This window comes from Clostridium sp. D46t1_190503_E9 (assembly GCF_015555225.1).
GTDB lineage: Bacteria > Bacillota > Clostridia > Clostridiales > Clostridiaceae > Clostridium.
Window position 1 is genome coordinate 13,951 of sequence record NZ_JADNKB010000013.1, and the last position, 26,442, is coordinate 40,392.

Annotated in this window: 22 protein-coding genes; 21 read left to right on the top strand and 1 reads right to left on the bottom strand. The window is 29.3% G+C overall.

Annotated elements, in window-relative coordinates; translation table 11 throughout:
• Positions 1 to 58: 58 nt before the first annotated feature.
• Positions 59 to 430, top strand: a complete 372-nt coding sequence (locus I2E83_RS14310; RefSeq protein WP_195430639.1) for a single-stranded DNA-binding protein — start codon at positions 59 to 61, stop codon at positions 428 to 430.
• A 95-nt stretch (positions 431 to 525) separates the two neighbouring features.
• On the opposite strand, the gene I2E83_RS14315 is transcribed toward I2E83_RS14310, so the two are convergent.
• Complete coding sequence (locus tag I2E83_RS14315) at positions 526 to 3,159, bottom strand: FAD-dependent oxidoreductase (RefSeq protein WP_195264451.1); 2,634 nt, start codon at positions 3,157 to 3,159, stop codon at positions 526 to 528.
• A gap of 477 nt (positions 3,160 to 3,636) precedes the next feature.
• On the opposite strand from I2E83_RS14315, the gene I2E83_RS14320 reads away from it, so the two are divergent.
• The 20 genes from I2E83_RS14320 to I2E83_RS14415 all read left to right on the top strand — a co-directional run bounded on the left by I2E83_RS14320 (position 3,637) and on the right by I2E83_RS14415 (position 26,437).
• Positions 3,637 to 3,942, top strand: coding sequence for a DUF6514 family protein (locus tag I2E83_RS14320; RefSeq protein ID WP_195264450.1), 306 nt, complete (start codon positions 3,637 to 3,639; stop codon positions 3,940 to 3,942).
• Between the two features lie 69 nt (positions 3,943 to 4,011).
• Entirely contained in the window at positions 4,012 to 4,380 is a 369-nt protein-coding gene (gene acpS, locus I2E83_RS14325; protein ID WP_195264449.1) for a holo-ACP synthase, read from the top strand.
• The gene (locus I2E83_RS14330; RefSeq protein WP_195264448.1) at positions 4,380 to 5,876 is read left to right on the top strand and encodes an NAD(P)H-hydrate dehydratase; all 1,497 of its coding nucleotides are present in this window, start codon (positions 4,380 to 4,382) and stop codon (positions 5,874 to 5,876) included. The genes acpS and I2E83_RS14330 overlap by 1 nt, the downstream gene beginning before the upstream one ends.
• 73 nt (positions 5,877 to 5,949) lie before the next feature.
• Positions 5,950 to 6,561 (top strand): germination lipoprotein GerS-related protein, encoded by a 612-nt coding sequence (locus tag I2E83_RS14335; RefSeq protein ID WP_195264447.1) that lies wholly within the window; start codon positions 5,950 to 5,952, stop codon positions 6,559 to 6,561.
• 321 nt (positions 6,562 to 6,882) lie between these two features.
• Positions 6,883 to 7,125: a hypothetical protein gene (locus tag I2E83_RS14340; RefSeq protein ID WP_195264446.1), complete on the top strand. Its 243-nt coding sequence runs from the start codon at positions 6,883 to 6,885 to the stop codon at positions 7,123 to 7,125.
• Between the two features lie 8 nt (positions 7,126 to 7,133).
• Positions 7,134 to 7,487 carry a type II toxin-antitoxin system PemK/MazF family toxin gene (locus tag I2E83_RS14345; protein WP_035284811.1) on the top strand — a complete coding sequence of 118 codons (354 nt, stop codon included), beginning with the start codon at positions 7,134 to 7,136 and terminating at the stop codon, positions 7,485 to 7,487.
• 251 nt (positions 7,488 to 7,738) lie between these two features.
• On the top strand, positions 7,739 to 8,563 hold the full coding sequence (locus I2E83_RS14350) for a transketolase (RefSeq protein WP_195430642.1): 825 nt from the start codon (positions 7,739 to 7,741) through the stop codon (positions 8,561 to 8,563).
• Positions 8,563 to 9,507, top strand: a complete 945-nt coding sequence (locus I2E83_RS14355) for a transketolase family protein (RefSeq protein ID WP_195264444.1) — start codon at positions 8,563 to 8,565, stop codon at positions 9,505 to 9,507. The genes I2E83_RS14350 and I2E83_RS14355 overlap by 1 nt, the downstream gene beginning before the upstream one ends.
• Positions 9,508 to 9,743: 236 nt before the next feature.
• A complete protein-coding gene (locus I2E83_RS14360; protein ID WP_195264443.1) occupies positions 9,744 to 10,589 on the top strand; it encodes a YitT family protein in 846 nt (281 codons plus the stop codon).
• Positions 10,590 to 10,635: 46 nt separating this feature from the next.
• Positions 10,636 to 11,472 carry a YitT family protein gene (locus I2E83_RS14365; RefSeq protein ID WP_195264442.1) on the top strand — a complete coding sequence of 279 codons (837 nt, stop codon included), beginning with the start codon at positions 10,636 to 10,638 and terminating at the stop codon, positions 11,470 to 11,472.
• A gap of 152 nt (positions 11,473 to 11,624) precedes the next feature.
• A complete protein-coding gene (gene ftsE / locus I2E83_RS14370; RefSeq protein ID WP_195264441.1) occupies positions 11,625 to 12,311 on the top strand; it encodes a cell division ATP-binding protein FtsE in 687 nt (228 codons plus the stop codon).
• Positions 12,301 to 13,191, top strand: a complete 891-nt coding sequence (gene ftsX / locus I2E83_RS14375) for a permease-like cell division protein FtsX (protein ID WP_195264440.1) — start codon at positions 12,301 to 12,303, stop codon at positions 13,189 to 13,191. Before ftsE ends, ftsX begins: the two co-directional genes overlap by 11 nt.
• A 138-nt stretch (positions 13,192 to 13,329) precedes the next feature.
• Positions 13,330 to 14,586 (top strand): S41 family peptidase, encoded by a 1,257-nt coding sequence (locus tag I2E83_RS14380; protein ID WP_195264439.1) that lies wholly within the window; start codon positions 13,330 to 13,332, stop codon positions 14,584 to 14,586.
• A gap of 11 nt (positions 14,587 to 14,597) precedes the next feature.
• Positions 14,598 to 15,866, top strand: coding sequence for a PDZ domain-containing protein (locus I2E83_RS14385; protein WP_195430645.1), 1,269 nt, complete (start codon positions 14,598 to 14,600; stop codon positions 15,864 to 15,866).
• Positions 15,867 to 15,967: 101 nt separating this feature from the next.
• Positions 15,968 to 17,941, top strand: a complete 1,974-nt coding sequence (gene uvrB / locus I2E83_RS14390) for an excinuclease ABC subunit UvrB (protein WP_195430648.1) — start codon at positions 15,968 to 15,970, stop codon at positions 17,939 to 17,941.
• A 745-nt stretch (positions 17,942 to 18,686) separates the two neighbouring features.
• Complete coding sequence (locus I2E83_RS14395) at positions 18,687 to 19,934, top strand: MFS transporter (RefSeq protein ID WP_195264436.1); 1,248 nt, start codon at positions 18,687 to 18,689, stop codon at positions 19,932 to 19,934.
• Positions 19,935 to 20,053: 119 nt separating this feature from the next.
• Entirely contained in the window at positions 20,054 to 21,679 is a 1,626-nt protein-coding gene (locus tag I2E83_RS14400) for an amidohydrolase (RefSeq protein WP_195430651.1), read from the top strand.
• 164 nt (positions 21,680 to 21,843) lie between these two features.
• Entirely contained in the window at positions 21,844 to 22,740 is an 897-nt protein-coding gene (locus tag I2E83_RS14405; RefSeq protein ID WP_195430654.1) for a radical SAM protein, read from the top strand.
• A gap of 342 nt (positions 22,741 to 23,082) precedes the next feature.
• On the top strand, positions 23,083 to 25,908 hold the full coding sequence (uvrA, locus tag I2E83_RS14410; RefSeq protein WP_195430657.1) for an excinuclease ABC subunit UvrA: 2,826 nt from the start codon (positions 23,083 to 23,085) through the stop codon (positions 25,906 to 25,908).
• A 76-nt stretch (positions 25,909 to 25,984) separates the two neighbouring features.
• A complete protein-coding gene (locus I2E83_RS14415; RefSeq protein WP_195264432.1) occupies positions 25,985 to 26,437 on the top strand; it encodes an FHA domain-containing protein in 453 nt (150 codons plus the stop codon).
• Positions 26,438 to 26,442: the final 5 nt, after the last annotated feature.

The following is a 26,442-nucleotide window of genomic DNA, read 5'->3' on the forward strand; positions in this document are numbered from 1 at the left end:
TGTATAGAAAAATACTAAGTGGATATACTCAAAGAAGAAATATTCAGGAGGTGCAAAAATGAATAAAATAGTTTTATTAGGAAAATTAATAAAGGACCCTGAACTTAGAGCATTAGAGGGAAGCGATAAAGTATTTACTAGATTTATAATTGCTGTAGATAGAAATTTTAAGGCGCAAGATGGCACAAGAAAGGCAGATTTAATCCCAGTTACAGTTTGGGGAAGAAAAGCAGAGGTAGTCTGTCAATATATGAGGAAAGGAAGTTATATAAGTTTAAGTGGAAGATTAAGAACTGGAAGCTATGAAGATAAGGACGGAAATAAAAAATATATAGCAGAAGTTGTTGCAGAAGATTTTAAATTCGTAGGAAATAGAAGGATTGATAAAGAATTAGAACAAACCGAGAATTTAGATAACTTTGCAAATTAAAGCTTAAAATATAAATTAAAATAAATAGTGTAAAAGGGTAAGCAATAAAATAGAGCTTACCCTTTTACATTTAGTATGATACTTCAAATTAAAATTTATATTGTACCTTTACTTAATACAGTTGACTTATCTTCTTCATTTTGAATTCCATTTATTATTTTAACTGAAGAAGATATATCACCAATTAGTATTCCGCCTACAAGTTTATTGTTAGCAAAGAATAGTTTTGAATATTTATTATTAGCATTATCAACATAACCTATTTTTTCTAAAGTAGGATCATCGAAGTTTATAGTTCCAGCAGAGAATATTTGAGTATTCATTGCTGCAAAGACTGTTGATGAAACAAATTTTTCGAATTTAATATTATCACCAGTAGCATTAGCACCAGCAACTTTTCCCATCTCTATTGCAGCTGGCCAGTTTCCATAATAAACTCCATCTAGTTCAGCTACATCACCACAAGCATAAATATCTTCTACGTTTGTTTGCATATATTGGTCTACGACAATACCTCTATTACATTCAATTCCTACAGGTTGAGCTAAGAAGATATTAGATCTAACTCCAACTGAGTATATAATAGTATCTACATCAATTATCTTTCCACTCTTTAGTTGAATTGATTTAACTCCAGTTTCATCTGCATTTATGAAATCAACAGCTTCTCCTAATAGTACATTGACTGAAGTTTTATTAACTAAGCTTTCAAATAATTTAGAGCCTTCTGTGTCTAATTGACGAGGAAGCATTCTTTCTGCTAACTCAACTACTGTAACATTAATATCACGTTTTTGAATCTCCCAAGCAGCTTCTAATCCTAATAATCCACCACCAATAACAACAACATTTTTTGAATTTGGCAATTCATTTTTTAGGTTTTCTACATCAGATAGTTTTTTGATTGTATGAATTCCCTTAATAGTAGTATAAGTCCAAGAATTTATTTCTACGTCTGAATCATTTAATTTAACTTTAGTTGGAGGAACAAAGTTGTAGCTACCGTTTGCTAAAACTAGTTTATCATAACGAATTCCTTGTTTATTATCTAATTTTATTGTTTTTGTTTCTTTATCTATGCTATCTACATTAGCTCCAAGAATTTCAATTATATTATTTTCTTTATACCAATTCTCTTTTGCAAGATAGAAAGTATCATCAATTTCTTCTGTTATTAAATCAGAAAGTTGAGTTCTAACATATGAATGTTCTGGTTCATTTGATATAAGCTTAATAATAGCACTAGAATTTCTTTCTTTTATAGCTTTCGCAGCATAGAACCCTGCAGCACCATTACCTATGATTACGTAGGTCTCTTCTGTATCAATTGAGTAATTTGTTTCTTCCCTCTTAATTTCAATAAATTGATCGCTTCCAGCTCCGCATACAGGACAAATTTCAGGAACTGTTTCAGATTCGAAGATTTCTCCGCAAATTACGCATTTCCATAGCTTTAGGCCACCTTCTGTAGGGATTTCTTCTACAGTTGTTTTAGTCTTTGTCATAGGTGTAAAAGTCTTCTTACCTACAATAATTTCTCCAAATCCTAATCCGAAATCATAAGCTTCTTTTAATTCATCATCTGATGGTTTGAAATTTATTTTTAGGCTAGGTCCATAAAGTTTCATATTTAATTCTTTAAATCTTGCTTCCATCCTAGGGATAGCTTCGCCACTCCAACCGTATGATCCAAATGCAGCGGCTAATTTTCCACCGTGAACAATTGGATTTAATTTTGAAAGTATATCACGAATTGGCTCAAGTAATTCACCAACTATAGTAGGTGAACCGCATAATAATCCGTCAGATTCTCCTATACTGTTAATTATATCACCCATTTCATGATGTATAACGTTGAATAATCTAACTTCAATATTTCCAGCAGCTTCTATACCTTTAGCTATTTCTTTAGCTAATGTCTCAGTGTAGCCATATGCTGAAACATAAGGGATTGTAACAATTTTCTTTCCATCTTCAGCTGGACTTGCAGGAGTACTCCACTCTCTATAAGTTTCAACTATTTTCATTGGTTCCTCAACTAGAACTGGACCATGTCCTGGTAAAATCATATCAATTTTTAAGTTTTCAATTTTATTAATAGCTTTTAATACATATGGCTTATATGGTCCAAAAATACAATCGAAGTAGTATTTTAGTGCTTCCATATAATGATCTTTATTTTCAACTTTACTATTTATTATTGCTTCGGATGAATAGTGAGATCCAAATGAATCACAAGTTATTAAAATTTCATCTTCAGGAACATAAGTGTAGATTGAATCTGGCCAATGTAGGAATGGAGCTGAAATAAATTGTAAAGTTTTATTTCCTAAACTTAAAGTATCTCCATCTCCAACTGTTATAGATTCAAAATCTCTATTTGCAATTTTTTTCATGAATTTAATTGCGGGAGCGGAACCTACTACTTTAGCATTTGGTGAAATTTCTAACAACTTAGCAACTGATCCAGCATGATCAGGCTCTGTATGGTCAACGACAATATAGTCAATATTAGAAATATCTATATCTAAATCTCTTAATCTTTCTATATATTCATCAAAAAACTCAGCCTTTACAGTTTCAAATACAGCAGTCTTTTCACTACCTTTAACTACGTATGAGTTATAGCTTGTTCCATAAGGTGTGTACATAATAATATCAAAAATTCTCAAATTTGGGTCAAGAGCTCCAACCCAGTGTATATCCTTTTTAAGCTCTAAAGATTTCATAAATCAACACCTGCCTTAAAATTAATATTATATAATAATAATTATCACAAAAATTATTATATGTCTAATTATTAACAATATCAATAACTATTTAAAATATTTATTATAAATTTACATTTTATATTCTTACATTATATAAAATATTTTTTTTATATTTAAATACTAGCATTAAATATATTTTAACAATAATAAGCTAATATTATTACTAAATCAGCAATATAACTATAAATTAGATAAACCGAATAATGGAAAAAGACCAAATTCGACAAACGATAAACGATATTTTTAGACAAATATTTTATTTAACTTAATAAATTGTGGATATTTTAAAATTGTTGAGAAAATAATGTAAAAATTTAGAGGAATATTTTGCAAACACGACAAACAATGTTTGACATTGTTTTGATATTATCTATGTTATGTTTTTAATGTAATAGTTAATTGTTCTATTTAGTAGCTTATGAAGGGGGAAATGAAATGTATATTGTTGATAGCTTGTATAATGTTATAAAAAGTGAAGAAAAAGAAAGTAGATATGCTTATAGGATGATAAGTGAGGATTTTTATGGTGGACAAGCTTTTGGTATAGAAGCGGAAAGGCAAGATTTAATAGAAGGAAATGTAATAAATATAGAAAGGGATGAAATTAAGAAGATTTCAAATATAGAAGAAAAAGTTAAAGATCTTCTTAGTTTGATACATGATAATCAAGTATCTCCAATACACCTTGTTGACATATTAGGAGAATATGTTGATGAATATGTATCAGATTTTAATTTGTAATTTTAAAGTAACAGTAAAAATCATATAAAATCTAATATTTATAGTAAAATATAATTAGAGGTGATTTTTATGATAATTGGAATAGGAACGGATATAATTGAAATAAATAGAATAGAAAGAGCTGTAGAAAAGACAAATGGTTTTTTAGAAAGGGTATTTACAAATAAAGAAATAGAAATGTTTAAAGAAAGAAACATGAGGGCAGAAGTAATTGCAGGAAATTTCGCAGCTAAAGAAGCAATAAGCAAATCATTTGGCACAGGCATAAGGGGGTTCTCGTTAAGAGAAATAGAGGTTTTAAGAGATGAGTTAGGGAAACCAGTAGTATTTTTAAGTGATAATATAGATAAATTAATAGGAAAAGAATATAAATTGAATTTATCAATATCACATAATAATACATCAGCAATAGCTTTTGCTATTTTGGAGGAATCATAATGTATATAATGTCAACAAATAAATGTAAAAAAGTAGATAAATATACTATAGATGAGATTGGTATACCAAGCATAGTTCTCATGGAAAATGCAGCAAATGAAGTAGTAAATAAGGTGATTAATTTAAGGGGAAAATTTATTGTTTTTTGTGGAAACGGAAATAATGGTGGGGATGGATTAGCCATTGCAAGAAAATTAATTTTAAATAACAAAGATGTTCATGTAGTTATTATAAGTAGAAATAGCAAATATTCTAAGGATTTTTCTATTAATCTAAATATTTTAAAACAAATTACTACTAATATTACTTATGTATCTACTGATGAAGACATTAAAAGTTTAATACCCATAATTAGTAATTACAACATTACGATAGATTGTATTTTTGGAGTAGGATTAAACAGAAATTTAGATTCTTTTTATGTAAAATTAATTAATATTATAAATGAATGTTCTGATATGAAAGTTAGTATTGATGTTCCTTCAGGGTTAAATGCAGATAGTGGGGAGATAATGGGAGCATCTATAGAAGCTGATATAACTTATACATTTGAAGTGGTAAAAAGGGGATTTATTGAATATAAAGCATTAAGTTATTTAGGGGAACTTAATGTATTAAATATAGGTATCCCAGAGTATGTAAAGAGAGTGAATTCGGAAAATATATTTATTTTAAATAGGGATCAATATTCAAAATTATTGAAAAAGAGAAGTTTATATGGTCATAAAGGAAAGTACGGAAAAATTGCGATTTTAGCAGGTAGTAAGGGATATACAGGAGCAGCATATATAGTTACTGAATCATGCGTTAAATCAGGAGCTGGGTTAACAACTTTAGTATCTTCAAAATATGTACAAGATAAATTAAGTTGTAAGTTGATTGAAGCGATGACTTTAGATATAGAGGAGGTTGATAAGGTAAAAAAAATATTGAATGATTCTGATGTAATTGCAATTGGCCCTGGCATGACTGAAGAAAAAGTATATAAGGATATATTGAGTGATATAGGGAGTTATGGGGATAAGTTTTTCGTAGTTGATGCAGGTGCACTTCAATTAATGTCAAGAGATAAGAATATTATGAATGTTTTAAAGGGGAAAGCGATATTTACTCCACATCCGGGAGAAATGGCAAGGATTATAGGGAAATCTATATCTTTTGTTGAGGATAATAGAATAGAGGTAGCTAAGAGATATGCAAAGGAAAATGAGATTATAGTTGTATTGAAGGGATATAATACTGTAATCACAGATGGTAATGATGTTTACATAAATAATTCAGGTAATAGTAAAATGGCTTCAGGGGGGATGGGGGATTGTCTAACTGGAATTATTTCAGCCTTAATAGGGCAGAGACATTCACTTATAAATTCAGCCTTACTTGGCACATATATACATGGATTAGCAGGAGAATTTGCATCTCATGAAAAATATTGTACAGTAGCATCTGAAGTTATAGAAAATATATCTAAAGTTATGAATTATATAGTTGGTTAAGGATTAAAGTATGAATAAAATCTGATTAAAGCTAATATTAGTAATTATAAATAGTAAAGCTTTAGGAGGATTTATGAAAAAGAAATTATTATTAATACTTATGGTATGTATACCTTTTATATCAATTATTTTAGTAATATTATTTAGAGCTACAGCAGAACCAACTAATGAGGAGATAATAAAATCATTAAAAGAAATAGAATGCTATAGTACAAGAGTAGAATATATAGTGAAAAATGCTAGAGGAGAAGAGAGAGAGGAAACTACACAATATTATTTAAAAGATATTGGTGGAAGAATTGATTTTGGGGAAGATAGATCAAAAATATATAAAGATAATAAAGTTATAGTGAAAGATAGTATTTCAAATAAAGAATATGCTATGGAAGATGATATGGATGAGATACATTCATTAGCCTTTTTAAATAAATTATTATCATATCCCATAGATGAAAATGGAATTAAAGAGGGACAAGAAGAATGGGGAGATACAGCTTATATAGAGTTTACATGTGAAGTGTTTTTAAAAAATGATCATTTAGATAAAATTAAAATTTTTATTGATAAACAAGAAAAAACTCCAATAGGAGCTATTATTTATGATAAGGATGGAAAAGACAGAATAAGAATTGTATATAGAGATTTTGAAAAATTAAAGCAATTAGAAAGCGGATTGCTAGAGTAAATAAAATAAAAATAACCAGTTCAATATTTAAATTTGATATTAGTACACGTTAAGAAGTTAAAGAAAATGGAGTACATAAGTATAAAAAATAGTTTTCACATTAAGAAAAAATAAAAAGCCAGGTAGATAAAAATCAAACAAATATAAAAAAGGGGAAGAAAATAATAATTATAATATTTCTCTTTTAATAAGCTATAAAAATACAAAAAAATATAAAAATAGAAAATTAATCAAAAAAAGTGAAACATAAGTTTTGACAAAGTGACATAATTTGCAATATAATTTATTCATACATAGATTTTTACTACCTGGAGGCAAATTATGTCTAAAAATGTTAAAAACCTACATTTTATAAAAAATGCAGTTAAAATTAAAAAAAATAGTCAATTTATTGAATGTAATTTAATAGAATATAATGAAAATCAATTTAATATGGAATTTTTAAAATTAATGAAAGCTGGCTATGAAGAGATGGCAAAAATTAATTTGGAGCTTTCACAACTTCCTTTCGAGTGCGGATGTGCAGATATTAATGAATATGAGAACTGGCTTTGCGGAGTGTGATATTTCTAATGACGACTATGGTAGTAAAAAGAGGGGATATTTTTTATGCAGATTTAAGTCCTGTTATTGGTTCAGAGCAAGGTGGAATTAGACCAGTTATAATAATTCAAAATGATATAGGTAATAAGTATAGTCCAACAGTTATAGTAGCAGCTATAACATCACAGATTAATAAGGCAAAGTTACCTACTCATGTTGAAATTTCTTCAGAAGAATATGGATTAAATAGAGATTCTGTTGTTTTATTAGAGCAGGTAAGGACTTTGGATAAAAAAAGATTAAAAGAAAAAATAGGGCATATGACAGATGCTGACATGAAAAAAGTTAATAAAGCTTTATTAATTAGTTTAAATCTTGCATAAAGTTTTATTTATTATAAAAGAGTATATTAAATACTTAAGGAACCCACAATGGGTTTCTTTTATTTTTATATAAAAAAGAATAAAGTGATATACTATATAGCAATAGTATATCACTTTTGGCGAAAATATATATCTTCATATAAAAAATAGAATAAATAGTATATACAAAAGAATTATATTATGCTAAAATAATTTTAGAAAATATAGCACAATATAGTTACAGGTAAATTAAAATCTTAGGAGGATATAAAATGATTAAAAATGTTGAAGAATTAAGGTCATTAGCTAAAACTGTACGTGGAGATATAGTTTCAATGTTGACAGAATCATGTTCAGGGCATCCAGGTGGTTCATTATCAGCGGCAGATATACTAACTACATTATTTTTTGGAGAAATGAACATAGATCCGAAAAATCCTAAGGATGCAGAAAGAGATAGATTTGTTTTATCTAAAGGTCATGCAGCTCCTGTTTTATATAGTGTATTGGCGAGAAGAGGATATTTTCCTGTTGAGGAGTTAAATACTTTAAGAAAGATTGGATCAAGATTACAAGGACACCCAAGTATGAAATGCTTACCTGGAGTAGATATGTCTACTGGATCATTAGGTCAAGGTATTTCAGTAGCTGTAGGAATGTCTTTAGCCGGAAAGATAGATAATAAAAATTATAGAGTTTATACACTTTTAGGCGATGGAGAGCTTGAGGAAGGTCAAGTTTGGGAAGCTGCTATGTCAGCAGCTCATTACAAGTTAGATAATTTAACTGCATTTATTGATTTTAATGGATTACAAATAGATGGAGATATAACAAAAGTTATGAATCCTTCACCAATAGATAAAAAGTTCGAAGCTTTTGGTTGGAATGTTTTGGTTATAGATGGTCATGATATAGATGAAATACTTAATGCAATAGAAAAAGCTAAAAATTACAAAGGGAAGCCAACTGTAGTTGTATGTAAGACAATAAAAGGAAAAGGTGTTTCATTTATGGAGAATCAAGCAGCATGGCATGGAACAGCACCAAGTAAAGAACAATGTGAGCAAGCACTAGCAGAAATTGGAGGTAACAATTAATGAGTAAGAAGATTGCAACAAGAGAAGCTTATGGAAAAGCGTTAGCATCATTAGCAAACGTAAATGAAAATATAGTAGTTTTAGATGCAGATCTTTCGAAATCTACAAAAACTGCAGATTTTAAAGCTGTTTGCGAAGAAAGATTTTTTAATATGGGAATAGCAGAAGGAAATATGATGGGAGTTGCTGCAGGTTTATCTACTTGTGGTAAAGTACCTTATGTGAGCACTTTTGCTATGTTTGCAGCAGGAAGAGCATTTGAGCAAATTAGAAACTCTATTTGTTACCCAAAGTTAAATGTTAAAATATGTGCAACTCATGCTGGATTAACAGTAGGAGAAGACGGGGCATCTCATCAAGCTATAGAAGATTTAGCTTTAATGAGAAGTATTCCTAATATGACTGTAATATGCCCTGCAGATGCTGTAGAAACTGAAGCAGCTATTAAGGCAATTGCAGAATATGATGGGCCATGTTATGTTAGATTGGGAAGAGCAGCAGTGAATGTTATAAATGATGAAAAAACTTATGAATTTAAAATAGGAAAAGGTGTAACATTAACTGAAGGAAATGACGTGACAATAGTTGCAACAGGAATAATGGTAGATGTTGCATTAGAAGCAAAGGAAGAATTAAAAAAAGAAGGAATTAATGCAAGGGTAGTGAATATTCATACATTAAAGCCTATAGATAGAGAAATATTAGTTAAGGCTGCAAAAGAAACAGGTGCTATAGTTACTGTTGAAGAGCATAGCATAATTGGAGGTCTTGGCTCAGCAGTATCAGAAATAATAACAGAAGAAATTCCAGTACCAGTATTAAAGGTTGGAGTAAATGATGTATTTGGAGAAAGTGGATTGCCAAACCAATTATTAGAGAAATATGGATTGACAGCTACTAATGTTGCAGAAAAAGCTAAAAAAGCAATTTCTTTAAAAAAATAATAAGCTTACTATAATAATTTAAAATAGATCACTAAAAATAGCTATATTTACCACTAAAGCTGTAGAATTATCTACAGCTTTTTATTTTAAATTTTAAATTACAATTAATAAAATTAGTAATATAATAGTAAATGAAGTTTATTTAATTATTGTAAGAAAATATTAATATAAGGTTTGGATAGAAAATAATAAAATGAGGAAAAATAATAAAAATTCTCTAAGAAAGGGGGATATATATGAATGATAAAATAAAAGAATATGTATTAATATTGCTAGGGGTATTCTTAGTTGCACTATCTTTAGAATATTTCTTTATACCTAACAATATTGCAGCAGGGGGGCTAACAGGTCTTGCAATAGTAATAAATTATTATATACCAGCTATATCAACTGGGCCTTTAGTATTTATTATGGATTTGTTGTTGTTTGTTGTTGGGTTTATTTTTCTTGGAAAAAATTTTGGAGTAAAGACTATAGTTTCAAGTTTTAGTTTAGCGGGAATGATGACTATAATTGAAAAATTCTTTAATCCTCAAGCTATAACAAATGATTTAATGTTAGCTTCAATATTTGGAACTTTAATTACTGCAATAGGTATGGCTATAGTATTTAATGCTAATGCATCAACTGGAGGTACAGATACAATAGCTAAGATACTAAATAAATTTTTTCACATTGATATAGGTAAGTCTTTATTAGCTGTAGATTTTATAGTAACCTTATTGGGGGCTATTACTTTTGGTATAAATATAGGGTTATATGGACTTCTTTCAGTAATAATTAATGGAATTGCAATTGATAAGGTGATTGAAGGATTCCATGCATGTAAAGAAGTAACGATTATAAGTAGTAAGCATAAAGATATTGCAAAGTTTATAATGAATGACTTAGAAAGAGGATGCACATATTTAAAAGGTGTTGGTGGCTTTACAGAAAAAGATATTTACGTTTTATATGCAGTTTTAGGAAGAAGCGAGTTTATAAAATTGAAGCAATACATAGGAAAAGTAGATGAAAAAGCATTCATAACAGTTGGTGAAGTTCATGAGGTTATGGGAGAAGGTTTTAAAAATATACAATAATAGTTGAGGATGGGACTATTTATTTAGGAGGAGAAGGACAGGACGTATGAAAAAATTAAAAGAATATATTTTATCTACAATAGGAGTAGCAATAGTTGCTTTTGGACTAGAATATTTTTTCTTTCCACTCGATATAGCAGCAGGTGGAGTTTCAGGTTTAGCTTTAGCTATAAACCAATTAATAGATATTAATCCAAGTATATTAGTTCTTATATTTAATTTTATTTTATTTGCTCTTGCATTTTTCTTAATTGGGGGATCTTTTGGAGCAAAGAGTATATATGCGACCATAATGATGTCAGTAATAATGTGGTTTTTTGAAGCGTTTTTTGAGCCAAAAGCAATAACAGATAATTTGTTTTTAGCTTGTGTGTTTGGTTCAGCAGTATTAGCGTTTGGAACAGCAATTACTTTTTATCAAGATGCCTCAACAGGTGGAACTAGTATAATAGCTAAAATTATTAATAAGTTTTTTCATTTACCAATAGGGCAAGGATTATTATTAGCTGATTGTACAGTAACTTTGCTGGCTATATATTCATTTGGTGTAGAAAAGGGGTTATTCGGACTTTTAAGTGCAATATTAATAGGAATATTGGTTGATAAATTTATCGCTGGATTAAATCCTGTTAAGCAAGTATTTATAATTACAAATAAGGAAAAGTTAGTTGTAGATTTTATAAATAATGATATTGATAGAGGATGTACAATATTAGTGGGGAAAGGTGGATATACAAAAGAGAATATGACGGTAGTGTATACTGTATTATCATCAAAGCAATTTATAACTCTAAAGCAATTTATAAAAAATAACAACCCAGAAGCATTCTTAACGGTAAGTGAATCAACGGAAGCACTAGGTAAAGGCTTTGCAGATTATTAAGAATTAATGAAAATTTTGAAGAAAACTGAATAAATATAAGTTTTCTTAGCTATAAAATCATAAAAAAAGTTTTTCCTTAGACTTTGTTATGCTATAATAACGCTATGGGTTTAACAACTTTAAAATAATACGCTGATGCGAGGTGTTGTGAAATGATAGAATTTAAGAATGTATCTAAGCTATATGATAATAATGTTAAGGCTTTAGCAGATGTAAATATAAATATAGAGTCAGGTGAATTTGTATTTTTAGTTGGACCTTCAGGAGCAGGGAAATCAACTTTTATTAAAATGTTAATTAAAGAAACTGATCCAACAGTTGGTGATATAACAGTTGCAGGAAAAAAGCTTTCAACAATAACAAGAAGGCAAGTGCCTTATTATAGAAGAAAGATAGGTATGGTTTTTCAGGATTTTAGATTGATACCTACATTAAATGTATATGAAAATGTTGCTTTTGCAATGAGAGTTGTAGAAGCCTCTCAGAAGGAAATTAGAAAGAGGGTTCCTATGGTACTATCTCTTGTTGGGCTTTCTCATAAGTATAAAATGTTTCCAAATGAATTATCAGGGGGAGAACAGCAAAGAGTTGCATTAGCAAGGGCAATAGTTAATAATCCATCAGTTTTGATATGTGATGAACCAACAGGTAATTTAGATCCAGAAACTGCTAAAGAAATAATGGATTTATTAGAGGATATAAATAGAGCTGGTACAACCATATTAATGGCAACTCATGCTAAAGATATAGTTGATAATATGAAGAAGAGAGTTATTGCTATAGAAAAAGGATGTATAGCAAGAGATACCAAGAGGGGGATGTACGAAAATGAAGATTAATACATTAAAGTACTTTTTTATAGACGCTTTAAAAAGTCTTAAAAGAAATAGAACATTAAGTATAGCAGCAATGATTACTGTACTAATAACATTCTTTATATTTGGTACATTTACTTTATTAGGGTTAAACTTTAATAAGGCAATAGAAGATGTTGCGTCAAAGGTTGAAATTAAGGTTTTCTTAAAAGATGATATAAAGTTATTGGATCAAAGAGAAATAGAAATGAAACTAAATGAACAAGAAGGAGCTAAAGAAGTAATATACGAATCTAGAGAAGAAGCTTTTATAAATTTTAAAGAAAGCTTAAAAGATAATCCAGGATTATTACAAGGATATGATTTACAAAATAATCCACTTCCAAGTTCATTTATAGTAAAACTAGAAGACCCTGAATATGCGAATGGTATTAGTAATGCTGTAAAAGATATGAGTGGTGTAGAAAATATATCAAATCAACAAGATATGATAAATACTATAAGCAAATTTGTTGGTGGGGTTAGGGTAGCTGGTTTAGTATTATTTGCTGTATTTATAGGGGTATCTATATTCCTAATAACTAATACAACAAAAATTACAGTATATTCAAGAAGAAAAGAAGTTGGAATAATGAAGTTTGTAGGAGCTACTGACTGGTTTATAAGATGGCCATTTATAATTGAAGGGATGATAATTGGGACAATTGGTTCATTACTTTCAAGCTTATTATTATATGTATTATATAAATGGGCTTATGGATACATAGTATCAAATATGTTCTTAGTTACATTGGTTTCTCCAGTGTTCGTACTTGGAACATTAACTTGGGTATTCCTTTTAGGTGGGATGATAGTTGGAGCTATAGGAAGTATAGTTGCATTAAGAAAATTCTTAGATGTATAAAATATTAAATAAAAAGAGAAAATAATTGATATAATTTAAGTGGAGTTTATCTCCACTTAAAACATATTTAAAGGAATCTAGGAGTATAGATAATGTATATATAAGTTAAGAGAATTTTATGAAAGGAAGTATTAGGATATGGAGGATAATAACAGTAGAAGAAGAAGCAATAAATTTAAAAAGCCACTAATTATAGTAGGAATAGTTATAATATTTTTATTTTCAAATGTAATGTTTTTCTATATGGGAAATGTATTTGCATTTAATGGATTAAGTTTAAAAAATGTAAGTGAAGATGTTGCAAAAGATTTAACTGACATCAAAGATGTGAAAAAATATGATTTATTGTTTCAAGTAAGGGATGCACTTCTTGCAAAATATGATGGAGAAATAGATGATAATTCTCTTTTAGAAGCTGCAATTAAAGGTATGACACAGTCACTAAAAGATCCATATACAGTATTTATGAATGCAGATGAATATAAGTCATTTGTAGAGCAAAGTGAAGGTCATTTTGTAGGAATAGGAGCTCAGCTTGGAATTAAAGACGATAAAGTAACAGTTGTCGCACCAATAGAAGGTTCACCTGCAGAAGTTGCAGGATTAAAAAGTGGAGATGTTATATTAAAAGTTGATGGTACAGATATAACAGAACCAAATGTAGAGAAAACAATATCTATGATAAAAGGTGAACAAGGAAATCCAGTAACATTAACAGTTGCTAGAGCAAACTCAAAAGACCTTGACATAACAATAGTTAGAGATGTAATTAAAGTAGTTTCAGTTAGAGGCGAAATAATAGATGAAAATATAGGATATATACAAATATCTTCTTTTGATGAGGATGTAGCAAAGAACTTTAAAGAAAAGATAGTTGAACTAAAAGGTAAAGGTATGAAGGGGATTATTCTGGATTTAAGAGGAAATCCAGGTGGTTTCTTAGGAGAGGCAGTTAACGTAGCTTCACAATTTATACCAAAAGGAGAAGTTGTAACTTATACTATAGATAAATACGGTAATAAACAAGAATCAAAATCTATAGGTGGAGAAGCAGAAGGTGTGCCTTTAGTAATATTAATAGATGGAGGTAGTGCATCAGCATCAGAAGTAGTTACTGGAGCATTAAGAGATTATGGTGCTGGAACTATAATTGGAACAACAAGTTTTGGTAAAGGTGTAGTTCAACAGTTAATAGAATTTAAAGACGGAAATGGTGGATTAAAAGTAACAACTTCAAAATATTATACTCCTAATGGAGAAAATATACACAAGATTGGAATAAAGCCTGATATTGAAGTGACAATTCCAGAAGAAATTTTATCAAAGGAATATGATAGAAGTATAGACCCACAATTTAATAAAGCAGTAGAGGCAATGAAAGATAAGTTAAAATAGGAGGCTCACAGATGGAGTTAGTACTATATACATTAAGAACAGTAGCATATGCCATAATTGAGCCAATGCACATAGTGATGCTAGTAGTTTTAGGAGTAATGTTCTATTTAAAGAACAAAAGAATAACAATAATGCAGAAGATGACTATTGGGGAGAGTATTAACTCCCCTTTAGAACTTACTTTATCACAAATTTCTTTAGGGATAATAGGTGGGGCTATAGTAAGTCTAATTATGAGTAGTTTAGGAATAATATTTAATGAGAATTCTGGGATAGAAATAATGTTTATGATATCAATTTTATTACTATTTATAAAAAAGAGATTTATATGTTTTTCTTATTCTGGAGCAGTCTTAGGAATAATAAGTATTTTATCGGGAATTTTAGCTAATGTAACCAATACTGAATCATATATCAATGTAAACATATTATCACTTATGACATTCGTTGGAATTATGCATGTAGTTGAAGGATTATTAGTTATTTTTGATGGTAGTAGAGGTGCTATACCTGTCTTCTCTAATAGAGACGATAAAATAGTAGGTGGATTTGCATATAATAGATATTGGGCTTTACCAGTGGCTATATTTATAGCTTTTTCAGGAAGTATTTCAAGTGTTACAACATCAGCTGTGGATACTCCAAATTGGTGGCCGATAATAAATAGGGCAGAAACATTATTGATTTTAAGTACTGCTATAATAGGGGCAATACCGTTATATGGAGTTATAGGTTATAATTCTGTATCATTCACTAAAGATAAAATCAAAAAGCCTATTTATTCAGGAATTGGAATATTAATTTACGGAGTCTTATTAACTTTAATAGCACAAGTTTCACAGTTTGGGGTAATTGGACAAATTATTGTCATAGTATTTGCACCATTAGGTCATGAAATAATGATTAAAATTCAAAATAAAATTGAAGAGGCTGGAAAATATCTTTATGTAACAGATAATGATGGAGTTTCTGTATTAGAAGTAGCACCAACTTCACCTGCTTATGAGGCTGGTATAAGAAGAGGGGATAAAATAATAGAAATTAATAATATGAAGACAGTTTCAGAAGTAGAAATATTTAAAATAGTTAGAGATAGCATCCAAAATGTTTCGGTTAAAATTAGAAAAATTTCCGGGGAAATAGTCGATTTAACTATAATACCGAAGAATAAGAGGTTAGGATTGCTTCTTGTGCCGAAAATGGTTAAAGTAGATGATACATTGAGTGTAGATAATAATGATTTTAAAAAAGTATTAGAGCAAATGAAGAGAAAGCGATAAGCTTTCTTTTTATTTAATAAAAAGATTATTATTGATTGTATAAGGCAAATATAAAGGATAAAATATAAACATAATAAATAAAATTTATGGGGGTGAAAAAGATGCCAGAATTTAAGATTGAATCAAAATTTAAGCCAACTGGAGATCAGCCACAAGCTATAGAAAGTATAGTAAATTCAATAAAAAGGGGAGATAGAGGTCAGACTTTATTAGGGGTAACTGGATCAGGTAAAACATATACAATGGCTAATATAATACAAAGAGTTCAAAAGCCAACAATTATTCTAGCTCACAATAAAACATTAGCAGCTCAATTGTGTTCTGAATTTAAAGAATTTTTTCCTAATAATATTGTAGAATACTTTGTGTCATACTATGACTACTATCAACCCGAAGCTTATGTACCACAAACTGATACATTTATAGAAAAGGATGCATCTATAAATGATGAAATAGATAAGCTTCGACATTCAGCTACATCAGCTTTATTAGAAAGAAGAGATGTAATAATAGTTGCGTCTGTGTCCTGTATATATGGTTTAGGTAATCCAGAAGAATACAAAAAGCTAACTATTTCTTTAAGAACAGGAATGGAAAGAGATAGAGATGAGATAATGAGAAAGCTTATAGAGATACAATATGAAAGAAATGATATAGATTTTGCAAGAGGAAGCTTTAGAGTTAGAGGAGATTCCTTAGATATAATTCCTGCATCATCTTCTAACAAAGGAATTAGAGTAGAGTTTTTTGGAGATGAAATTGAAAGAATTAGGGAGTTTGATGTTTTAACTGGAAATATATTAGGAGAAAGAAATCATGTCTCAATTTCTCCGGCATCTCACTTTGCTACTTCTCCAGAAGTTTTAGAAAAAGCTATAAGTAGAATTGAAGATGAATTAGAAGATAGATTAAGAGAACTTAATAGTCAGGAAAAATTATTAGAAGCTCAAAGGTTAAGACAAAGAACTAATTATGATATAGAAATGATCAGAGAAATGGGATATTGTAGTGGAATAGAAAACTATTCAAGAATACTAGATGGTAGGGCTGCGGGAACTCCACCTCAGACACTACTTGATTATTTTCCTGATGATTATTTGATGTTTATAGATGAGAGTCATGTTACTTTACCACAATGTAGAGCTATGTATGCAGGTGATAGATCTAGGAAGGATACATTGGTTGAATATGGATTTAGATTGCCATGTGCATATGATAACAGACCATTAAAATTTACAGAATTTGAAGATAAAATGAATCAAGTGGTTTTTGTGAGTGCAACTCCAAGTCAATATGAAATAGATCATTCAACTAATATAGCAGAGCAAGTCATAAGACCGACAGGATTAATAGATCCAGTTATAGAAATAAGACCAGTGGAAGGTCAAATAGATGATTTATATGCTGAGATTAAGAGGACTACAGAAAAGGGATTTAGAACTCTTATAACAACTCTAACAAAAAGAATGGCAGAGGATTTAACTAAATATTTAAAAGATTTAGGTATAAAAACTACATACATGCATTCAGATATTGAAACAATAGAAAGAATGAAAATTATAAGAGATCTGAGACTTGGAGAATTTGATGTATTAGTTGGGATAAATCTTTTAAGAGAGGGATTAGATATTCCTGAAGTTGCATTAGTAGCAATATTAGATGCTGATAAAGAAGGTTTCTTACGTTCAGAAACTTCATTAATTCAAACGATAGGTAGAGCTGCAAGAAATTCTGAAAGTAAAGTAATAATGTATGCTGATAATATCACTAAATCAATGGATAAAGCCATAAAGGAAACAGAAAGAAGAAGAGAAATCCAAATGAAGTATAATGAGGAACATGGAATTATTCCTCAAACTATAATTAAAGATGTTAGAGAAGTTATTGAAGCTACAAAGGTATCAGAAGATAAAGTTGAATATAAGTCTGAGGGTGATAAGAAGGTCTCAGAAAAGGATAAGAAGAAATTAATCAAGAAATATACTGAAGAAATGATGGAAGCAGCTAAGAACTTACAGTTTGAAAGAGCTGCAGAATTGCGTGACATAATTAATGATTTAAAAGGTAAAAAGTAAAAGTATTTATCATGTGAATTGTTAAATTTAGTAATAGAAGGATATAAATATTATACGACAGTGACTTGGAGCTAATCCAAGTCACTGTCGTATAATATTTTTATAGCCTTATTTTTATTGTTACTTGGAAGAATATATGGGATACTAGTTGATTTTTTTAGAATCACTTTTATCAAAAGATTTATGAACTGTACTTCTTGCTATGCCCAAAATGGTACACATAGTCTTAATATTATGGTTTATTTTATTACAATCTATATATTTTATTATTTAATCTAGTTTTTTGTTGCAAATTTTCCTAAGCTAATCCCAGCCTTAAATAACTCTACTATAATATCTTTATATTCTTAATCAAACCTTCTGCCTTTATTCATAGTGGATATATCCTTTCTTAACTAATTATTATTTTACTTAGTTCTAATAATTGTGACCATTACTTTATACTAACATTAATAGGAAAAATAAGACCATTTTTATCGATAAAAATGGAGAAATTTACATATATGTTTTTACTTATATATAATATAAAAAAAGAGTATTTAACTAATTAGTATAATGTATGTATAATAATTATTGCTTAGCAAATGAGAATTTTACTTATAAGTAGAAGATAAGATAAATAACAAAATTTTTATGTGAATTATATTAATTAATTTTGAGCAACCTAGGAATAACATAGTAATTATTTTATAGTATACAAATATGTTGCGGCAAGAAAAAATTTGAAAGGTAAGGAAGGATAAAGATGACACAAAACAAAAAAAACTTAAATAATAAAAGATATTTTATTGTATTTATTTGCTTTTTAATTCAAGCAATACCATATTGTATATCACAAAACTTGCAAGCTCAAATGCAAGTTCCAGTATCAGAATCAGGAATTATTTCTGAAATAGGATTTACAATGCTATATTTCTCAGGAACAATACCGGTTTTATTTAACCCTTTATTAGCAAAACTATATGATAAGTTTAAAATTAAATATATTTATGTAGCAGGTTTAATTATTGCTGGTTTATCTTTTGCATCTTACGGACTTGCACAAAATGCATTTATGTTTAATGCAAGTGCATTCGTAACTCAAGTTGGTACATTATTATTTACTGGATTATCATTACCTATTATGATGAGTCATTGGTTCCCAGGTGAAGGTAGAGGTACTGCATTAGGAATAGCTTTAGCCGGAGGATCAATCGGTAACGTATTCCTACAACAAATTGTTGTTAAATTCCTTGGAAATTATGGTTGGCAAAAAACTTATATGATCTTAGGTGCACTACTTATGATCGTAGGTATTCCTTTAGCGCTATTATTTATAAGATACCCTAAAGAAAATGAAATTGTAAGAGAAGAAGCTTCTACTACTAATTCAAAAGCTAAGAGAGTAACTTATGAAGGTTTATCAGATGCAGAAAATATGAAAAATAAATATTTCTGGATGTTCTGTGTAGGTGCATTATTTATATGTTTTGCAGCAGTTACTTTAGCAACACAAGCTATACCAGTTTTAACTACTAAAGGATTCTCAGCTTCACAAGTAGCAATGGCTGGATCTGCATATGGAGTTGCTTGCTTAATTGGTAATGTTGGTGGAGGAAAATTATTTGATAAATTAGGTTCATTTAAGCCAATGATGATATCATGTGTAGGGGTATCACTAGGATTATTAGTAATAATTTTCATGCCAGAAGCTAGTGCATTAGGATACTTAGTACCTATATTCTCAGGATTAACAGTATTTACAATAACATCAGGTCCAGCATATATGCCTGCTGATGTATTTGGACATAGAGATGGTACACAAAAATTTGCTAAAGTAGGTATGTTCTATGCTTTAGGTAGTGCTGTATCACCATTATTATTCACAATAGCATCTACTAACTTAGGATTATCAACAGCATCTATAATATTCTTAGCTGTGGGATTAGTAGGATATGCTTTAAATGGATATGCTATTATCAAATCTAAACAAATGTTTAGTAATACAAAATAAATTAAATTTTATTTAATATATGTGTATATAAATTGATTAGTATAATAATATTTTGATTATGTTTTAGTAATAACTGAAAAGTAGTGCTTGTAGAAAAAAGAGGAAAAGAGGCAAATAGTATGGAAAAAATAATATATTACAATGGAACAATTTTAACTGTAAATGATGAAATGCCTACAGTAGAAGCTGTTTTAGTAGAAAATCGACAAGTTAAAAAGGTTGGAACTAAAGATGAAATATTATCATTAAAAGATGATAATACACAATTAGTAGATTTAGAGGGAAAAACTATGTTACCAGGATTTATTGATCCACATGGTCATATTGTTGCAATAGCTCAAACTTTAATGATAACTGATTTAAGTGGAGCAAAATCTAAAGAAGAATTTATTGAAATATTAAAGAAAAAGATGGCTGAAAATCCTCCAAAAGAAGGAGAATGGTTAATTGGATTTGGCTATGATAACACTAAATATGAAAATGAAGAGCATCCAACTAAATTCGATTTAGATAAAATAAGTACTACTACTCCGATATATATAAGCCATGCATCAGGACACATAGCAGTAGTTAACTCAAAGGCTTTAGAGGCTTTTGGATATGTTGGTGAAGATTACGAAGTACCAGAAGGTGGTATAGTTAGAACTGTTGAAGGAAGCAAGGACCCAAATGGTATTTTAGAAGAAAATGCTTGTTTAGATCCAGAAAAGAAAAAATGTATTCCAGCACCATCATTTGAAACTCTTATGAATTGTGTTAAAAAAGCACAAGAAATATATGCTTCATTTGGTATAACTACATGTCAAGATGCAAGTGTTGATGAAGGAATGAATCAATTATTACAAGGCGCTGCTCAAGCAGGTGCATTAATGCTTGATATAGTTGGCTTTGCAGTTCAACATACTACAATGAAGTTATTAAAGAATGAAGGTACTCCTAAGAGAAATTATGTAAATCATTATAAATTATTAGGAGGAAAAACTTGGTTAGATGGTTCACCACAAGGAAAAACTGCTTGGTTAACAAAACCATATTATGAAGTACCAGCAGGAAAAGATGCAGATTATTGTGGATATGGAACTCAAGAAGATGATGTAGTTATAGATTACTTTAAGACTTTAATTGACAACAACATACAAGTGAATGTTCACTGTAATGGTGATGCGGCATCAGATCAATTTATAAGATGCTATAGAAAAGCTTTAGAGTTATCAGGAAATACTACTGACTTAAGACCAGTAATGGTACATTGCCAAACAGTAAGAGAAGATCAATTAGATGAAATGAAAGAACTTGGAATACTTCCAACATTCTTCTTAGATCATATTTACTTCTGGGGAGATTATCACTATGAATCTGTTTTTGGACCTGAAAGAGCTAATAGAATTAGCCCTGCTAAATCAGCTTTAGACAGAGGAATGAATTTTACATTACATCAAGATCCACCAGTAAAAATGCCTAATCAAATGTTAGCAATACACAATGCAGTAAACAGAAAAACTCTAGGTGGTAGAGTCTTAGGAGAAGATTTAAGAATTCCTGTAATGGATGCTATAAAAGCTGTTACAATAAATGGAGCTTATCAATACTTCGAAGAAGACACTAAAGGTTCTATTGAGGAAGGAAAGGTTGCAGACTTTGTAATCTTAGATAGAAACCCATTAGAAGTTAATAAAGAAGAATTAAAAGATATAAAAATATTAGAAACAATAAAAGAAGGTAAAGTAATTTACAAAAATAAATAGATCTGTATATAATAAAAGAAGTTTAATCTATATTAGATGAAACTTCTTTTATTATTTTATAGTATAAGTAAATTGGATGTACTAGCCTTTTATAATTACAATAAGGGATTACATTTATTAATTTATATGGTAAAAAAGTTTGAAGGTATTTGGAGTGATAATTAGTGGAATTACTAGAAAATTGTAATTTATGTCCAAGAAATTGTGGAGCAAATAGGTTAAGTGATAAAAGAGGGTTTTGTGGAGCCGGAGATAAAATAAGAGTAGCAAGAGCTGCCCTTCATTATTGGGAAGAACCATGTATATCTGGAGATGTTGGTTCTGGAACTGTATTTTTTTCTTATTGCACACTAAAATGTGTCTTTTGTCAAAATTATAATATAAGTCAATGCGAATGGGGAAAGGAAATAACTGTAGATAGATTAGCAGGAATATTTATAGAGTTGCAAAACAAAGGTGCTTTAAACATAAATTTAGTTACGCCTACTCATTATGTTCCTCAAATTATTGAAGCTATTAGTATATCTAGAAAAAGTGGTCTAAAGCTTCCTATAATTTATAATAGTAGTGGATATGAAAAAGTTGAAACTATAAAATTATTAAAAGGATATATAGATGTGTACTTACCAGATATGAAATACTTTGATACAAAATATTCAATGAAATATTCTAAGGCTAAGGATTATTTTAAATATGCTAAGGAAGCAATTAATGAAATGGTAAAGCAAGTTGGAGAAGCTAAGTTTGATGAAAGAGGAATAATACAAAAAGGTGTAATAATAAGGCATCTTATGTTGCCAGGATTATTATTTGATTCAAAAAAAATAATAGAACATATTCATAACATGTATGGTAATAAAGTTTATATTAGTATTATGAATCAGTACACACCTCTTGAGCACGTAAAAGCTTACCCAGAGTTAAATAAACCATTAAATGAAAAACATTATGATGCAATGATAGATTATGCATTGAGTATTGGGGTAGAAAATGGATTTATACAAGAAGAAGGAACGGACAAGGAAAGTTTTATTCCATTATTTAATTTTGAAGGAGTTTAGAAAAGAGCAAATGCACTTTTCTAATTTTTTTATATTAAATTTTTAAGAGGACTTTATATTTTTATAATTAATAAGGCATTATTAATGAAAGAAGGAAGAATTAAAAGTGAGAAAAAATTTGATGATGTTTTATTAATCAAACTTAAAAATAAGTATTTTAAACTATACCAATAGATTATTTGCATTAGTGAGCAGAATTAACAAAGCTTTTATAAATAATTTATTATATAATTGACAATAATTATAATAAAATTTAGAATATAATAAAGAACATTTGTTCGAGGTTAATTTTATAAAAGAAATGAAAAACTAATGTTATAAAATAAGAAGGGGCAAGTTAATATGAAAGATAAAATTATTATAAGAGGTGCAAAGGTACATAATTTAAAAAATGTATCATTGGAAATACCAAGAGATAAATTAATTGTATTTACTGGTCTATCAGGATCAGGGAAGTCTTCTTTAGCATTCGACACTTTATATGCAGAAGGACAAAGAAGATATGTAGAATCATTATCATCATATGCAAGGCAGTTCTTAGGACAGATGGATAAGCCTGATGTAGAGTATATAGAAGGTTTATCTCCAGCAATATCTATAGATCAAAAAACTACAAGTAAAAATCCACGATCAACGGTTGGAACTATAACTGAAATATATGATTATTTAAGGTTATTATATTCAAGGATAGGAAAACCATATTGTCCAAAATGTAAAATTCCAATTGAGCAACAATCTGTTGATCAAATTGTGGATAGTGTAATGTCCATTGGGGATAGAACTAAAATTCAAGTTTTAGCTCCTATGATAAGAGGAAAAAAAGGACTTCATGAAAAGGTGCTAGATAACATTAAAAGAAGCGGATTTGTTAGAGCAAGAATTGATGGGTCTATATATGAATTAGCGGAAGAAGAAGTTACATTAGATAAGAATAAAAAGCATAATATAGAAGCTGTTGTTGATAGAGTAATTATTAAAGATGGTATAGAAGGAAGACTAGCTGATTCGATTGAAACTGCATTAAAATTAGCAGATGGTTTAGTAATTATAAATGTAATAGATGGAGAAGATCTATTATTTAGTGAAAATTTTGCCTGCCCAGAATGTGGAATGAGTATAGATGAACTAGCACCTAGATTGTTTTCATTCAACTCACCTTTTGGTAAATGTGATTACTGTGATGGCTTAGGAACTTTGATAGAATTGGATGAAGATTTAATAATTCCTAATAAAGACTTAAGTATATTAGAAGGTGCTATTGCTACCTGGGGAGAAGGTAGATTAAAAGAAGATTCTTGGACTTATGCAATATTAAAAGCATTAAGTGAAGAATATGATTTAGACTTAAGTAGACCAGTCAAGGAACTTAGCAGAAAAGAATTAGATTTATTACTATATGGTACTAATGGTAAGAAAATGAAAGTTATTTACACCAAAGATGGCGTTAAATCACAATATTCATATGCATATGATGGTGAAATAAATTCATTAAAAAGAAGATATAGAGAGACTAACTCTGATATTATAAAGACTGAAATTGAACAATATATGAGTAATAATAAATGTCCTAAGTGCAAAGGTGCAAGGTTAAAAAATGAAGCGCTAGCAGTTAGAGTTGGTGACAAAAATATTTATGAATTCACAACATTATCAATAAAAGAAGAGTTTGAATATATTAATTCTTTAGTTTTATCTGAAAAAGATGAAATAATAAGTGATCAAATAATTAAAGAAATTAAAAATAGACTTAAGTTTTTAATTGATGTAGGACTAGATTATTTAGACTTAGCAAGAAATTCTGGTACATTATCTGGTGGAGAAGCTCAAAGAATAAGACTTGCAACTCAAATAGGATCTGCACTTATGGGTGTGCTATATATTCTAGATGAACCAAGTATAGGACTACATCAAAGAGATAATGATAGATTGATAGGTACTTTAAAGAACTTAAGAGATATAGGAAATACTGTAATAGTAGTTGAACATGATGAGGATACTATAAAAGAAGCTGATTTTATAGTTGATATAGGACCAAGAGCTGGAGAGCATGGGGGAGAGATAATTGCAGCAGGTACTGTGGAAGATATAAAGAAGTGTAAAAACTCTATAACAGGTCAATACTTAATAGGAGAGAAGAAAATCGAAATTCCAAGTGAAAGAAGAACAGGAAATGGAAACTTTATAACTGTTAAAGGTGCTAAAGAAAATAATTTGAAAAATGTAAATGTAAAATTCCCTTTAGGAACACTAACTATGGTAACCGGTGTATCAGGTTCTGGAAAAAGTACGTTAGTTAATGAAATATTATATAAAGGATTAAATAGGTTAGTCAATAGAAGTAAAACTCCTGTAGGAAATCACAAGGAAATAATTGGATATGAAAGTGTTGATAAAATAATAGATATAGATCAAAGTCCAATAGGAAGAACTCCAAGGTCAAATCCTGCTACTTACACAGGAGTTTTTGATATAATAAGAGAACTATTTGCATCAACTCCAGAAGCTAAAATGAGGGGATATAAACCAGGAAGATTTAGCTTTAATGTAAAGGGTGGTAGATGTGAAGCTTGTGCTGGAGATGGAATAATAAGAATAGAAATGCAATTTTTATCAGATGTATATGTTCCTTGTGAAGTATGTAAAGGAAAGAGATATAATAGAGAAACTTTAGAAGTTAAATATAAAGGAAAATCAATAGATGATATACTTAATATGACTGTTGAAGAGGCTTTGAAATTCTTCGAAAATCTTCCAAGAATAAAGAATAAGCTAGAAACTTTAAATGATGTTGGGCTTGGATATATAAGGCTTGGGCAACCTTCGACTCAATTATCAGGAGGAGAAGCTCAAAGAATAAAATTAGCATTTGAACTTTCAAAGAGAAGTACTGGTAAAACATTATATATTTTAGATGAACCAACAACAGGGCTTCATATAGATGATGTAAGTAAACTTGTTGAGATACTACAAAGGCTTGTTGAGGCAGGAAATACAGTTGTAGTTATAGAGCATAATTTGGACTTAATAAAGTGCGCAGATCATATAATAGATTTAGGTCCAGAAGGTGGAGATAAAGGTGGAACTATAGTTGCAACAGGGACTCCAGAAGAAGTGAGTGAAGTAAATAATTCATATACTGGGAAATATCTTAAAAAGATGTTAAGATAAGTTAAGTATACTTGTTATTTTTGACTAGAAGTTTTAATATATAATGGTAATAAAATACTGATTTTGAGGTGAAGAGATGGGTTTTTCAAAGCTAATGACATTAGTTTTTGGTGTAGCATTTATGATAATACTTTATTTTATAATTTATTATGCACTAAAAATAATGTACAAGGATGTAAAAGGCAGTGGAAGAAGAAAGCAACCTTCTGCTAAAAAGAATTATGGCATAGAAGTATTGAGCACAGGTGAGAACTCAAACCTAGAAGAAGGATCTATTTTATTGTTAAGAGGAACTATAACTATAGGTAGAAAAGAAGGAAATACAATAAAATTAGATGATCAATATGCTTCTGGAAATCATGCGAAAATCATAGTTAAAAATAATGAGATAGTAATAGAAGATTTAAATAGTACTAATGGCGTTTTTATAAATGATGAAAGAGTTAACGGATATTCAAAGATAAGAGCTAACGATCTTATAAGAATAGGTAGCGCTACATTTAAGGTTATAAGAGCAGAGAAGAACTAGAGGTG

What these genes read in the sequence shown, in the direction of transcription:
- I2E83_RS14345 (WP_035284811.1), top strand. Translation starts at nt 7,134, where the DNA reads ATGACGACTATGGTAGTAAAAAGAGGGGATATTTTTTATGCAGATTTA.
- I2E83_RS14350 (WP_195430642.1), top strand. Translation starts at nt 7,739, where the DNA reads ATGATTAAAAATGTTGAAGAATTAAGGTCATTAGCTAAAACTGTACGT.
- I2E83_RS14335 (WP_195264447.1), top strand. Translation starts at nt 5,950, where the DNA reads ATGAAAAAGAAATTATTATTAATACTTATGGTATGTATACCTTTTATA.
- I2E83_RS14310 (WP_195430639.1), top strand. Translation starts at nt 59, where the DNA reads ATGAATAAAATAGTTTTATTAGGAAAATTAATAAAGGACCCTGAACTT.
- I2E83_RS14385 (WP_195430645.1), top strand. Translation starts at nt 14,598, where the DNA reads ATGGAGTTAGTACTATATACATTAAGAACAGTAGCATATGCCATAATT.
- I2E83_RS14415 (WP_195264432.1), top strand. Translation starts at nt 25,985, where the DNA reads ATGGGTTTTTCAAAGCTAATGACATTAGTTTTTGGTGTAGCATTTATG.
- I2E83_RS14315 (WP_195264451.1), bottom strand. Translation starts at nt 3,159, where the DNA reads ATGAAATCTTTAGAGCTTAAAAAGGATATACACTGGGTTGGAGCTCTT.
- acpS (WP_195264449.1), top strand. Translation starts at nt 4,012, where the DNA reads ATGATAATTGGAATAGGAACGGATATAATTGAAATAAATAGAATAGAA.
- I2E83_RS14330 (WP_195264448.1), top strand. Translation starts at nt 4,380, where the DNA reads ATGTATATAATGTCAACAAATAAATGTAAAAAAGTAGATAAATATACT.
- I2E83_RS14400 (WP_195430651.1), top strand. Translation starts at nt 20,054, where the DNA reads ATGGAAAAAATAATATATTACAATGGAACAATTTTAACTGTAAATGAT.
- I2E83_RS14360 (WP_195264443.1), top strand. Translation starts at nt 9,744, where the DNA reads ATGAATGATAAAATAAAAGAATATGTATTAATATTGCTAGGGGTATTC.
- I2E83_RS14320 (WP_195264450.1), top strand. Translation starts at nt 3,637, where the DNA reads ATGTATATTGTTGATAGCTTGTATAATGTTATAAAAAGTGAAGAAAAA.
- ftsX (WP_195264440.1), top strand. Translation starts at nt 12,301, where the DNA reads ATGAAGATTAATACATTAAAGTACTTTTTTATAGACGCTTTAAAAAGT.
- I2E83_RS14380 (WP_195264439.1), top strand. Translation starts at nt 13,330, where the DNA reads ATGGAGGATAATAACAGTAGAAGAAGAAGCAATAAATTTAAAAAGCCA.
- I2E83_RS14395 (WP_195264436.1), top strand. Translation starts at nt 18,687, where the DNA reads ATGACACAAAACAAAAAAAACTTAAATAATAAAAGATATTTTATTGTA.
- I2E83_RS14355 (WP_195264444.1), top strand. Translation starts at nt 8,563, where the DNA reads ATGAGTAAGAAGATTGCAACAAGAGAAGCTTATGGAAAAGCGTTAGCA.
- I2E83_RS14340 (WP_195264446.1), top strand. Translation starts at nt 6,883, where the DNA reads ATGTCTAAAAATGTTAAAAACCTACATTTTATAAAAAATGCAGTTAAA.
- I2E83_RS14365 (WP_195264442.1), top strand. Translation starts at nt 10,636, where the DNA reads ATGAAAAAATTAAAAGAATATATTTTATCTACAATAGGAGTAGCAATA.
- ftsE (WP_195264441.1), top strand. Translation starts at nt 11,625, where the DNA reads ATGATAGAATTTAAGAATGTATCTAAGCTATATGATAATAATGTTAAG.
- uvrA (WP_195430657.1), top strand. Translation starts at nt 23,083, where the DNA reads ATGAAAGATAAAATTATTATAAGAGGTGCAAAGGTACATAATTTAAAA.
- uvrB (WP_195430648.1), top strand. Translation starts at nt 15,968, where the DNA reads ATGCCAGAATTTAAGATTGAATCAAAATTTAAGCCAACTGGAGATCAG.